At 66.3% G+C, this 13,160-nt stretch carries 9 protein-coding genes; 8 read left to right on the plus strand and 1 reads right to left on the minus strand.

Features of this window, described 5'->3' with window-relative positions; genetic code table 11:
• Positions 1 to 59 precede the first annotated feature (59 nt).
• From D2T30_RS03645 to D2T30_RS03655, 3 genes are read left to right on the plus strand one after another with little or no spacing between them, the layout of a single operon-like run.
• Positions 60 to 1,127, plus strand: a complete 1,068-nt coding sequence (locus D2T30_RS03645; protein ID WP_128207684.1) for an HlyD family secretion protein — start codon at positions 60 to 62, stop codon at positions 1,125 to 1,127.
• On the plus strand, positions 1,124 to 3,850 hold the full coding sequence (gene rbbA, locus D2T30_RS03650) for a ribosome-associated ATPase/putative transporter RbbA (protein ID WP_128207685.1): 2,727 nt from the start codon (positions 1,124 to 1,126) through the stop codon (positions 3,848 to 3,850). Before D2T30_RS03645 ends, rbbA begins: the two co-directional genes overlap by 4 nt.
• 3 nt (positions 3,851 to 3,853) lie before the next feature.
• Positions 3,854 to 4,966, plus strand: a complete 1,113-nt coding sequence (locus D2T30_RS03655) for an ABC transporter permease (protein ID WP_128207686.1) — start codon at positions 3,854 to 3,856, stop codon at positions 4,964 to 4,966.
• Between the two features lie 135 nt (positions 4,967 to 5,101).
• Here the strand turns inward: D2T30_RS03655 and D2T30_RS03660 are convergent, their stop codons facing one another.
• Entirely contained in the window at positions 5,102 to 5,407 is a 306-nt protein-coding gene (locus tag D2T30_RS03660; RefSeq protein ID WP_128182675.1) for a phasin family protein, read from the minus strand.
• Between the two features lie 136 nt (positions 5,408 to 5,543).
• Between D2T30_RS03660 and D2T30_RS03665 the strand changes: the two genes are divergently transcribed.
• The 5 genes from D2T30_RS03665 to serA all read left to right on the plus strand — a co-directional run bounded on the left by D2T30_RS03665 (position 5,544) and on the right by serA (position 13,137).
• The gene (locus D2T30_RS03665) at positions 5,544 to 7,355 is read left to right on the plus strand and encodes a PHA/PHB synthase family protein (RefSeq protein WP_164884192.1); all 1,812 of its coding nucleotides are present in this window, start codon (positions 5,544 to 5,546) and stop codon (positions 7,353 to 7,355) included.
• A 12-nt stretch (positions 7,356 to 7,367) separates the two neighbouring features.
• A complete protein-coding gene (locus tag D2T30_RS03670; RefSeq protein WP_128207687.1) occupies positions 7,368 to 8,768 on the plus strand; it encodes a bifunctional enoyl-CoA hydratase/phosphate acetyltransferase in 1,401 nt (466 codons plus the stop codon).
• A complete protein-coding gene (locus D2T30_RS03675; RefSeq protein ID WP_241651191.1) occupies positions 8,765 to 9,931 on the plus strand; it encodes an acetate/propionate family kinase in 1,167 nt (388 codons plus the stop codon). The genes D2T30_RS03670 and D2T30_RS03675 overlap by 4 nt, the downstream gene beginning before the upstream one ends.
• Positions 9,932 to 10,309: 378 nt before the next feature.
• Positions 10,310 to 11,464: a phosphoserine transaminase gene (locus D2T30_RS03680; protein ID WP_164884193.1), complete on the plus strand. Its 1,155-nt coding sequence runs from the start codon at positions 10,310 to 10,312 to the stop codon at positions 11,462 to 11,464.
• A gap of 74 nt (positions 11,465 to 11,538) precedes the next feature.
• Positions 11,539 to 13,137 carry a phosphoglycerate dehydrogenase gene (gene serA / locus D2T30_RS03685; protein WP_128207688.1) on the plus strand — a complete coding sequence of 533 codons (1,599 nt, stop codon included), beginning with the start codon at positions 11,539 to 11,541 and terminating at the stop codon, positions 13,135 to 13,137.
• Positions 13,138 to 13,160 lie beyond the last annotated feature (23 nt).

Consider the following 13,160-nt stretch of genomic DNA (forward strand, 5'->3'; position numbering starts at 1 on the left):
GACTCATGGCCGGTTTCCGCTGATGTAATACCGGGTGCGTGGCATCAGCGAGGTGAAGGATGAAGCTCAACCGGAAATGGCTCCTTCCCGGGCTTGCGGGCGCGGTGGTCCTTGCGGGGTATGTCCTTTGGCAGAACACGCAGAACGGCGCCCTGCCCGCGGGCATCGCCAGCGGCAACGGGCGGCTGGAGGCGGTGGATATCGACATCGCGGCAAAGACCGGCGGCCGACTGAAAGACGTCTTCGTAAGCGAGGGGGATTTCGTCGAGGCGGGCCAGATCCTCGCGCAAATGGACACCACGCAGATCGACGCGCAGAAGCTTGAGGCGGAGGCCCAGCTGCGCCGCGCACGCATCGCCATCGACACGGCGCAGGCCGTCGTGGTCCAGCGCGAGGCGGAACGCGAGGCCGCGCAGGCCTCGGTCGAGCAGCAGGAGGCCGAGCGTGAATCGGCCGAACAGCGGCTGGCCCGGTCCGAACAACTCGCCCGCGCCAATGCGATCTCGCAGCAGGTGCTGGAAGACGACCGCGCGAACGAACGCAAGGCCCGCGCCGCATGGGCGGCGGCCAAGGCCTCGCTCGCCGCGTCCGAAGCGGCGATCGGCGCCGCGCGGGCGCAGGTGGTGGATGCCGAAGCCTCGGTCGAGGCGGCCAAGGCCACGGTCGCCAGTATTCAGGCCGATGTGAGCGATGCCACCCTGACGGCGCCACGTCCGGGGCGGGTGCAGTATCGGCTTGCCCAACCCGGCGAGGTGCTGGCCGCGGGCGGGCGGGTGATCAACATGATCGACGTCTCGGACGTCTACATGAGCATCTTCCTGCCCACCGAACAGGCGGGCCGCGTCGCCATCGGCAGCGAGGTGCGGCTGGTTCTGGATGCCGCGCCGGGCGTGGTGATCCCCGCCACGGTGTCCTTTGTCTCGGATGTGGCGCAGTTCACCCCGAAGACCGTCGAGACCGAGGAAGAACGGCTGAAGCTGACCTTCCGCGTCCGTGCCCGCATCGCGCCGGAACTGCTTCAGCGCTATATCCGGCAGGTCAAAACCGGGCTGCCCGGCATGGCCTATGTGCAGGTGGATCCGGCGACGCCCTGGCCCGATGCGCTGCAGCAGAACCTTGTGAAATGACCGGGGCGCCTTCGGTCGCGACGGTGCGGGGTGTCAGCCTGACCTACGGCAAGGTGCGGGCGCTGGATGACATCACGCTGGACATTCCGGCGGGGGGCATGGTCGGGCTGATCGGCCCCGATGGCGTCGGGAAATCCAGCCTGCTCGCGCTGATCTCCGGCGCGCGGGCGATGCAGGAGGGCGCGTTGCATGTGCTGGACGGCGACATGCGGTCCGCACGCCACCGGCAGGCCGTCTGCCCGCGCATCGCCTATATGCCGCAGGGTCTGGGCAAGAACCTGTATCAGACGCTTTCGGTCTTCGAGAACGTGGATTTCTTCGGCCGTCTGTTCGGGCAGGACCGGGCCGAGCGTGAAGCGCGGATCACCGACCTGCTGACCGCCACCGGGCTGGAAAACTTCCGCGACCGGCCGGCGGGCAAGCTCTCGGGCGGGATGAAGCAGAAGCTCGGCCTGTGCTGCGCGCTGATCCACGACCCGGACCTGCTGATCCTCGACGAACCCACCACCGGCGTCGATCCCCTCTCGCGCCGCCAGTTCTGGGACCTGATCGACCGCATCCGCGCCGGCCGCCCGGGGATGAGCGTCCTCGTCGCCACCGCCTATATGGAGGAGGCCGCCCGCTATGACTGGCTGGTGGCGATGAACGCGGGCAAGGTGCTGGCGACCGGCAGCCCGGCCGAACTGCTGGCCCGCACCGGCACCGACAATCTCGACGCCGCCTTCATCGGACTGCTGCCCGAGGAGGACCGTGCCGGCCACCGCGCGGTGGTGATCCCCCCGGCGCCCCACACCGAAGACGACTACGCCATCGAGGCCGAGGGGCTGACGATGCGCTTTGGCGATTTCACCGCCGTCGACCATGTCAGCTTCCGCATCCCGAAGGGCGAGATCTTCGGCTTCCTCGGGTCCAACGGCTGCGGCAAGACCACGACGATGAAGATGATGACCGGCCTGCTGCCGCCGACCGAGGGCACGGTGAAGCTGTTCGGCCGGCAGGTCGATCCCGACGACATCGAGGTGCGCCGCCATGTCGGCTACATGAGTCAGGCCTTCTCGCTCTACGGCGAATTGTCGGTGGCGCAGAATTTCGACCTGCATGCGCGGCTGTTCAAGCTCGACCCGGCGAAAATCCCCGGCCGCATCCGCGAGATGGCCGAGCGCTTCGGCCTGACCGAGGTGATGGACGCCCGGCCCGATGCGCTGCCGCTTGGCATCCGGCAGCGGCTGTCGCTGGCCGTCGCGATGATCCACGCGCCCGAGATCCTGATCCTCGACGAACCCACCTCGGGCGTCGATCCGGTGGCGCGCGACGCCTTCTGGCAGATCCTGTCCGACCTGTCGCGCAAGGACGGGGTGACGATCTTCGTCTCCACCCATTTCATGAACGAGGCGGAACTGTGCGACCGAATCTCGCTCATGCATGCGGGCAAGGTGCTGGTTAGCGACCGGCCTGCTGCCATCGTCGCGCAGCACGGCGCGGCCACGCTGGAGGATGCCTTCATCGACTGCCTCGAACAGGCGATCGGCGAGACGGGCACCCCGCCCGAACCCGCCGCGCCGCCCGCCCCGGATCACGCCCCGGCAAAAAGCCCGCTCTTCGATCCGCGCCGCATGTTCAGCTACACGATGCGCGAAACGATGGAGCTGCGCCGCGATCCGATCCGCGGCACGCTCGCGGTGCTGGGCACGCTGATCCTGATGCTGGTCATCGGGCTTGGCATCAACATGGATGTCGAGGATCTCAGCTTCGCCGTCCTCGACCATGACGATTCCACCATCAGCCGCGATTACGTCCTGCAGATCGCCGGGTCGCGCTATTTCGTCGAACAGGACCCGATCGCGGATTACGCCGAAATGGACCGCCGCCTGCGCGCGGGCACCCTGAACCTCGCGCTGGAAATCCCGCCCGACTTCGGCGCTGACCTGCTGCGCGGGCGCGACGTGGAAATCGGCGGCTGGATCGACGGCTCGAACCCCACCCGGGCCGAGACGGTGCTGGGCTATGTGCAGGGCATGCACGCATACTGGCTGACCGAACGGGCGCGCGAGGCCCATGGCGCAGCGGCGGTGGCGGGCGACTACGGGCTGGAACTGCGCTACCGCTACAACCCCGACATCAAGAGCCTCGTCGCCATGGTCCCGGCGGTGATCCCGCTCCTGCTGCTGCTGATCCCGGCGATGCTGAGCGCGCTTTCCGTGGTGCGGGAAAAGGAACTCGGCTCGATCACCAATCTTTACGTCACCCCGGTGACGCGGCTGGAATTCCTGATCGGCAAGCAGATCCCCTATGTGGCCATCGCGGTGATAAACTTCGCCCTGATGACGGTCATGGCGATCTTTGCGTTCAAGGTGCCGTTCACCGGCAGCCTGCTCGCCTATGCGGTGGCGGGGGTGCTCTATGTCTCCGCCGCGACGGCGATGGGGCTGGTGATTTCGGCCTTCATGAAAAGCCAGCTCGCCGCGGTCTTTGCCACCGCCCTGGGGACCATCCTGCCGGCGGTGCAGTTCTCCGGCATGATCAATCCGGTCTCGTCCCTCGACGGGATCGCGGCCTTCATCTCGGGCATCTATCCGACCACCTATTTCATGACCATCTCGCGCGGGGCCTTTTCCAAGGGGCTGGGCTTTTCGGAGCTGTCCTCGGCGCTCTGGCCGATCGCGCTGGCCATTCCGGTGCTGATCGGGATCGGCGCGCTCCTGATGCGCAAGCAGGAGGCCTAGGCGATGGATCTGGCCAATGTCCTGCAACTGGGCATCAAGGAAATCCGCGGCCTGATCCGCGATCCGATCATGATGGGCCTGATCCTGTTTTCCTTCACCTTCCAGATCTACACCTCGGCCACCTCCGCCGTCGAAACGCTGAACCGCGCGCCCATCGCCGTGGTGGACGAAGATCAGTCCCCCCTTTCCACCCGCATCATCGAGGCGTTCCAGCCCCCCTATTTCACCGAACCCACGATGATTTCGGTGGCCGAGATGGACCGCCGCATGGACGAGGGGCTGGATACCTTCGCGCTGGACATCCCGCCCGGCTTCCAGCGCGACCTGCTGGCGGGCAAGCGGCCGGAGATCCAGCTCAACGTCGATGCCACGCGCATGGCGCAGGCCTTTTCCGGCGCGGGCTATGTGCAAAGCATCATCGCGGCCGAGATCAGCGAATTCCAGAGCCGCTATCGCGCCGATGCGGCGACGGCCGCCGATCTGGTGCTGCGCGCGCGCTTCAACCCGTCACTGAACGGCGGCTGGTTTCAGGCGGTGATGGGCATTTCCAACAGCGTCACCCTGCTGGCGCTGATTCTGTCGGGCGCCGCGCTGATCCGGGAACGCGAACACGGCACCATCGAGCACCTGCTGGTCATGCCGGTCACACCGCTGGAAATCATGGTCTCCAAGATCTGGTCGATGAGCCTCGTCGTCCTGCTCGGCACCGCCTTTTCGCTGGTGGTGATGTGCGAATGGGTGCTGGGCATTCCGTTGCAGGGATCGATGACGCTGTTCCTCGCCGGGACGGCGCTGCATCTGTTCGCCACCGCCTCGCTCGGCATCTTTCTGGCGACGGTGGCGGGCACGATGCCGCAGTTCGGCCTGCTGATGATGCTGGTGCTCCTGCCGCTGCAGGTGCTGTCGGGGGCGCAGACGCCGCGCGAATCGATGCCGCAGATCGTGCAGGACATCATGCTGGCCGCGCCCAACACCCATTACGTCATCCTGTCGCAATCGGTGCTGTTCCGCGGCGCCGGGCTCGATGTGGTCTGGCCGCAGATGCTGGCGCTGGCGGTCATCGGCGCGGCGCTCTTCGCCTTCTCGCTGCGCCATTTCCGCGGCTTCCTGAAATAGGCCCGGCCCCCCGCGCCCTTTTTGCCTTTCATTCTTCCATAAATATCCCGGGGGTGAATTTGCGCGCATGCGCAAAGAGGGGGCTGGCCCCCTCCCCCCTTCATACGCGCAGGTTTTCCGTTCAGAACCGCGCGCTTACGCCGCCTTCCGGCCCGTCGGGTTCAGCGCCGCCGTCAGGCGCGAGGATTCCTCGATCCCCTTCCTGAACAGGTTCTGCGCATATTCCGCGTTCAGCGCCGCGACCTGCTGCGGCGTCGTGACGGCGGAAAGCTTTTGCAGCCAGTCCGCCTGAAGCTGCGCGACATCCGCCGCGGTGGTCATCGTCTCATGCCAGAAGGCGGTCTGCAGATGCAGCGGCTGGGTCGCCAGCTCTGACAACTGGTTCATCCAGCCGAATTCGGTGAAAGGCTTTCCGGTCTTCGATCCCGATGCGATGTTCATATCCGGCTCCTGTTTCCCAAAAGTTGATCGAAACAGTCTGAAGGGTATTTTGCGTCGCGCCTTGATTCAGGTCAACCATAGTTGACAGAAGATCGAATACGTTTTCCGCTATGAACAGCAGCGACATGAGGTGCAGATGTCAACCGTGTCGAACATGAAGGGCGAGCTGGTCCGGACTTCGGTGCCTGTTCACGACCAGCCGGGCACCACCCCTGACAAAAGACTGGGGCTGGAGGCGTTTCAGGCCATCGACCGGATGCGCGAGGCCCTTGGCGGGCAGCTCACGGGCGGCATCTCGCCCGGCTCGGCGGCGCTCGCCTTCTTCGACTGGGGGCTCCACCTCGCGGGTGCGCCGGGCAAGCAGGCGGAACTCGTGTGGAAGGCCGGGCGCAAGACCGGCCGGCTGATCGCCCATCTGATGGGCAGCGCCTTCGACCCGAAGGCGCCCTGGGTCATCGACCCGCTGCCGGGCGACCGCCGCTTCGTGCACGAAAGCTGGCGCGAGCCGCCCTTTTCGTGGATGGCGCAGGGCTTCCTGCTGGGCCAGCAATGGCTGCACAACGTCACCCACGAAGTGCCCGGCGTCATGAAGCACCACGAGGATGTGGTGTCCTTCGCGGCGAAGCAATGGCTCGACATGCTGTCGCCCTCCAACAATCCCTTCACCAATCCGGAAATCCTCGCCCGCACATGGGAAACCGGCGGGATGAACTTCTGGCAGGGCTGGAAGAACTGGGCCGAGGATGTTTCGCGCCAGATGACCGGGCAGCCGCCGCCGGGGGTCGAGGCCTTCACCCCGGGCCGGACGGTCGCCATCACCCCGGGCAAGGTGGTGTTCCGCAATCACCTGATCGAGCTGATCCAGTATGCCCCCGCGACCGGGCAGGTGCACCCCGAGCCGGTGCTGATCGTTCCGGCATGGATCATGAAATACTACATCCTCGACCTCAGCCCGGACAACTCGCTGATCCGCTGGCTGGTGGGGCGCGGCTTCACCGTCTTCGCCATTTCGTGGCGCAATCCGGATGCCTCGGACCGCGACCTCGACATGGACGATTACCGCCGGTTCGGCGTGATGGCGGCGCTTGCGGCGATCGGCGCGATCCTGCCCGGGGCGAAGATCCACGCCACGGGCTATTGCCTTGGCGGCACGCTGCTGTCGATCGCCGCCGCCGCGATGGCGCGGACGGGGGACAGGCGTCTGGCCTCGATGACGCTGCTGGCGGCGCAGGTCGATTTCACCGAACCCGGGGAACTCGCGCTCTTCATCGACGCCAGCCAGATGCATTTCCTCGACAGCATGATGTGGAACCGGGGCTATCTGTCCGCCGACCAGATGGCGGGGGCGTTCCAGTTGCTGCGCTCGAACGATCTGGTGTGGTCGCGGATGGTGCGGGACTACATGATGGGCGAACGCACCCCGATGAACGACCTGATGGCGTGGAACGCCGACAGCACGCGGATGCCGTGGCGGATGCACGCCGAATATCTGCAACGGCTGTATCTGGACAATGAACTCGCCGCCGGGTGCTTCATGGTCGAGGGTCGGCCCGCGGTCCTGCAGAACATCCGCCTGCCGATGTTCGCGGTGGGGACCGAGCGCGATCACGTCGCGCCGTGGAAATCGGTCTACAAGATCCATCAGCTGATGGATGCCGACATCACCTTCGCGCTGACCTCGGGCGGCCACAATGCCGGCATCGTCAGCAAGCCGGGCCACCCCGGCCGCCGCTACCGGATCGGCAGCTACACGCATGGCGATCCGCTGCTGCCCGCCGCCGAATGGATGGCCGCGCATGAACCGCTGCCGGGATCGTGGTGGACGGCATGGGGCGAATGGCTGGCCGCGCGCTCCGGCCCGCCCGGTCCCCCGCCGCCGATGGGTGCGCCCGCGGCCGGCTATCCGCCGCTGTGCGATGCGCCGGGCAGCTATGTCTTTCAGAAATAGAAGGGGGATCCCATGCCCGCCGACATCCTGACCAACCACACGTTCGACGAACTCGCCGTCGGGGATCAGGCCTCTCTGGCCCGCACCGTCAGTCAGGATGACGTCGCGCTCTTCGCGGCGGTGTCGGGCGATGTGAACCCCGCGCATCTGGACGCGGGCTTCGCCGCCACCGGCCCCTTCGGGCATATCGTGGTGCATGGGATGTGGACGGCGGCGCTGGTCTCGGCGGTGCTGGGCACGCGGCTGCCCGGGCCGGGGACGATCTACCTCGGGCAGGAGGTGCGCTTCCTGCGGCCCGTTTCGCCGGGCGACACGATCACCGCCAGCGTCCGGGTGACGGAAAAGGCCGCGGCGCATCAGATCGTCCGGCTGGAAACCATCTGCACCAACCAGAAGGGCGAAAAGGTGCTGGAAGGTGTCGCCACGGTCAAGGCTCCGACGGCGAAGGTCCTCTGGCCGACCGGCCGCCTGCCCGAGGCCGTGGTCCGCCACCAAAGCCGCTACGACCGCTTCATCGCCGAGGCGCGCAGCCTGCCGCCCGTCCCCGCCGCGATCGTGCATCCCTGCTCGAAGGCCGCGATCCTCGGCGCGGCCGAGGTGCGCGACGAAGGGCTGCTCGCCCCCCTGCTGGTCGGCCCCGAGGCAAAGATCCGCGCCGCCGCCGAAGAGGCGGGCGTGTCCCTTGACGGGATGGAGATCGAGGATACCCCCCACAGCCACGCCGCCGCCGCCCGCGCGGTGGAGCTGGCCGTGGCGGGGCGGGTGTCGCTGCTGGTCAAGGGCAGCCTGCATACGGATGAGCTGCTGGGGGCGGTGATCTCGAAAACCGCCGGGCTGCGGACGGAACGCCGCATCAGCCATATCTATGCGATGGACGTGCCCGCCTATGGCAAGCCCGTGATCGTCACCGATGCGGCGATCAACATCCTGCCCACGCTGGAACACAAGCGCGACATCTGCCAGAACGCCGTCGATCTGTTGCGCCTTCTGGGGATGGAACAGCCGAAGGTCGCCATTCTGGCGGCGGTCGAGACGGTGAACCCCGCGATGCCCGCCACGCTCGATGCCGCCGCGCTGACGGTGATGGCAGCGCGTGGGCAGATCACCGGGGCGCTGGTCGATGGGCCTCTGGCTTTCGACAACGCCATCAGCCCCGAGGCGGCGCTGACCAAGGGTATCACCTCCCCCGTCGCCGGGCAGGCCGACATCCTGCTGGTGCCCGATCTCGAGGCCGGGAACATGCTGGCCAAGCAGCTGATCTATTTCGCCGGGGCGACGGCGGCGGGTCTTGTGCTGGGCGCGCGGGTGCCGATCGTGCTGACCAGCCGGTCGGATCCGCTGTCGGCGCGGATCGCCTCGGCCGCGCTGGCGAAACTTGCGGTCGTGCGCCGCGCCGCGAAGGGGCCGGTATGATGGAACGCGACCTGATCCTGACCTTCAACGCCGGCTCCTCGACCATCAAGATCGGCCTTTACGAGATCGCCTGCGATACGACGCATCCGATCGCACGCGGGGTGATCGACTTTCGCGACGCCCCGTTCGAGATACGTCTGACGAAGGATGATCGGCAGCTGTCCTGGCCGCTGGCCGAGGCCGATGACCTGACCGCCCTGCTGCATCAGGCGTTCAACTGGCTCGCCGGTCAGATCGATCTGGATCGTCTTGCGGTGGTGGGCCATCGGGTCGTGCATGGCGGCGCCGAGTTCACCGGCCCCGTCGTCGTGACCGACGAAACGCTGGCCCGGATCGAGGCGCTGGCGGTGCTGGCCCCGCTGCACCAGCCACACAGCATCCGGCTGATCCGGGCGATGCGCGCACTCTATCCCGATGTGCGGCAGACCGCCTCGTTCGACACCGCCTTTCACGCCACCAACGCGCCGGTCGTGCGCCGCTTCGCCATCCCCCGCGCGCTGCACGATCAGGGGATCCGGCGCTACGGCTTTCACGGACTGTCCTATCGCTTCATCGCCGGGGCGCTGCGCGATACCGGCCTGCCGCCGGGGGCAAGGATCGTGGCCGCGCATCTGGGCAGCGGCGCCAGCCTGTGCGGCATGCAAGACGGCATCAGCCGCGACAGCTCGATGGGCTTTTCCACCATCGAGGGCATTCCGATGGCCACCCGCTCGGGCGCGCTGGATCCCGGCGTGATCCTGCATCTGATGGGGCCGATGGGCTGGGATCTCGCCCGGGTCGAAACCATGCTTTACCGCGAAAGCGGGCTGCTGGGCGTTTCGGGGTTCGAGGCGGACACGCGCGAGCTGCTGGAAAGCGACCGCCCCGAGGCCGCCGAGGCGATCGAGCTGTTCTGTCACCGCATCGCCGGAGAGGTGGCGCGGCTCGCCGCGACTCTGGGCGGATTCGACGGGCTGGTCTTCACCGCCGGCATCGGCGAGCATCAGCCCCGCATCCGCGCCATGGTGGCCGAACGGCTGGGCTGGCTGGGACTGACGCTCGATCCCGCGGCCAACGAGGCGGGCGCCCTGCGCATCAGCCGGCAGGACAGCCGGGTGAAGGCTTTCGTCATTCCCACCGATGAGGAAAGCATCATCGCCGCCGAGGCCTTGAGCCTGATCTGACGGCCCGCGCCGTGTGTTTCACGCCGTGTGTGTCATGTTGAAGGCGCGCGGGCGGAGAGGGAGGCAGGGGGCCAGCCCCCTCTTTGCCTGACGGCAAATTCACCCCCGGGATATTTATGGAAACACGAAAGGCCACCGTTCCGCAAGGAAGCGCCCTGAATGCAGGACCGGGGCGATTCGCCGGGCGATGTCTCCGCGCCTTCTGAGCCATGCGTTTCCGGCCGGTGTGAGGCGCGCCTGACGGCGGGCTGCCGGGGCGCCTTCGCGTAATCCGGGCCGCAGGCATCTTTTTTCTTGATTGTCTTTCAGGAGAGGGGTATCCGCAGCGGCGGGACACCTCTTCCCAACGAGAGGCGTTTATCTGAAAGGATACCAGACATGGCGACCCCCGCTCCGGCCACGCGGCCGGCTAATCCGCGTTTTTCTTCGGGCCCCTGCGCGAAGATCCCCGGTTTCTCCCTCGAGCTGCTTGCCGACGCGCCCCTGGGCCGTTCGCACCGTGCCACCATCGGCAAGGCCAAGCTGAAAGAGGCGATCGACCTTACCCGTGACATTCTGGGCGTGCCCGCGGATTACCGCATCGGCATCGTTCCCGCCTCGGACACCGGCGCCGTCGAAATGGCGCTCTGGTCGCTTCTGGGCGCCCGCAAGACCACCATGCTCGCCTGGGAATCCTTTGGCGCCGGCTGGGTCACCGATGTGGTGAAGCAGCTCAAGCTGGATGCCGAGGTCAAGACCGCCGATTACGGCGACATCGTCGACTTCAAGACCGTCGATTTCGACACCGACGTCGTCTTCACCTGGAACGGCACCACCTCGGGCGTGCGCGTGGCGAATGGCGACGACATCCCGGCCGAGCGCGAAGGCCTGACCATCTGCGACGCCACCTCGGCGGCCTATGCGATGGACCTGCCGTGGGACAAGCTCGACGTCGTGACCTTCTCCTGGCAGAAGGTTCTGGGCGGCGAAGGCGGCCACGGCGTGCTGATCCTGTCGCCCCGCGCGGTCGAACGGCTGGAAAGCTACAAGCCCGCATGGCCGCTGCCGAAGATCTTCCGCATGACCAAGAACGGCAAGCTGAACGAAGGCATCTTCGTCGGCGAGACGATCAACACGCCGTCCATGCTCTGTGTCGAGGATTACCTCGTCGCGCTGAAATGGGCGCAGAAGATCGGCGGGCTGAAGGCGCTGATCGCGCGGGCCGAGGGCAATGCCAAGGTCGTCGCGGATTTCGTCGCGACGAAGCCGTGGATCGCCAATCTGGCGAACAATGCGGCCAATGCCTCGGTCACCTCGGTCTGCCTGAAGTTCACCGATGCGCGGATCAAGGATGGCGCCGCCTTCGCCAAGGCCGTTGCGAAACGGCTTGAGAAGGAAGGCGTGGCGCTGGATGCCGGTGCCTATCGCGACGCCCCTCCGGGCCTGCGGATCTGGTGCGGCTCGACCGTCGAAAAGGCGGACGTCGAGGCGCTGATGCCCTGGATCGAATATGCCTTCGAGGCCGAGATCGCGGCGCAGGCCGAACTCGCCTGATCCACCCCTATTCATGAAAGCGTGGTGGGCCACCTCCGGCCCGCCCTTTCATCCCCCTATTCAGGAGCCCCGTCATGGCCGCCCCCAAGGTTCTCATTTCCGACAAACTCTCCGACGCCGCCGTGCAGATCTTCAAGGATCGCGGCATCGAGGTCGATTTCCGCCCCGATCTGGGCAAGGACAAGGAAGCCCTCGCCGCCGTCATCGGCGACTACGACGGCCTTGCCATCCGCTCGGCCACCAAGGTCACCGAAAAGCTGCTCGAGAACGCCAAGAAGCTGAAGGTCATCGGCCGCGCCGGGATCGGCGTCGACAACGTCGACCGCGAAGCGGCGTCGAAACGCGGCGTGATCGTGATGAACACGCCCTTCGGCAACATGATCACCACCGCCGAACATGCGATCGCGATGATGTTCGCGGTCGCGCGGCAACTGCCCGAGGCTTCGGCCTCCACCCATGCCGGCAAATGGGAAAAGTCGAAATTCATGGGGGTCGAGCTGACCGGCAAGACCCTTGGCGTGATCGGCGCGGGCAACATCGGCGGCATCGTGTGCAACCGCGCGCTCGGACTCAAGATGAAGGTCATCGCCTATGACCCCTTCATGTCGCAGGAAAAGGCCGACAAGATGGGCGTCGAGAAGGTCGAACTCGACGACCTGCTGAAGCGCGCCGATTTCATCACGCTGCATGTGCCGCTGACCGAGCAGACCCGCAACATCCTGTCGCGCGAGGCGCTGGAAAAGACCAAGAAGGGCGTGCGGATCATCAACTGCGCCCGCGGCGGTCTGGTCGATGAACAGGCTTTGGCCGATCTGCTGAAATCGGGCCATGTGGCGGGTGCCGCGCTCGACGTCTTCGCGGTGGAACCGGCAACGGAAAACGTGCTCTTCGGCCTGCCGAACGTGGTCTGCACGCCGCACCTTGGCGCGTCGACGACCGAGGCGCAGGAAAACGTGGCGCTTCAGGTGGCCGAGCAGATGTCGAACTACCTGCTCGACGGCGCGGTGGAAAACGCGCTGAACCTGCCCTCGATGACCGCCGAGGAAGCCAAGGTCATGGGGCCGTGGGTGAAGCTCGCGGAATACCTCGGCTCCTTCGTCGGGCAGATGACGGACGAGCCGATCAAGGCGATCAACGTCACCTATGACGGCACCGTGTCGAAGATGAACCTCAAGGCGCTCGACTGCGCCGTGATCGCGGGCATCATGAAGCGCGCCAACCCGGACGTGAACATGGTTTCGGCCCCGGTCATCGCCAAGGAACGCGGGATCCAGATCTCGACCACCACGCAGGACAAGTCGGGCGTGTTCGACGGCTACATCAAGGTCACCGTCGTCACCGACATCCGCGAACGTGCCGTCGCGGGGACCTGCTTCTCGGATGGCAAGCCGCGCTTCATCCAGATCAAGGGGATCAACGTCGACGCCGAGGTGGGCCAGCACATGCTGTATACCACCAACAAGGACGTCCCCGGCATCATCGGCAAGCTGGGCACGCTGCTTGGCGACAACAAGGTCAACGTGGCGAACTTCACCCTTGGCCGCTCGGCCGAAGGCGGCGAGGCGATCGCCATCGCCTATCTCGATGCGCCGGCCGCGCCGGAAGTCGTGAAGGAACTTGAAGGCACGGGCCTGTTCCAGCAGGTGAAACCGCTGGAATTCAACGTCGCCTGAGGTACATAAACGGATGTTATCCG

Origin of the sequence: Paenirhodobacter populi, from assembly GCF_004022215.1 — a bacterium.
Classification (GTDB): Bacteria; Pseudomonadota; Alphaproteobacteria; order Rhodobacterales; family Rhodobacteraceae; genus Rhodobacter; species Rhodobacter populi.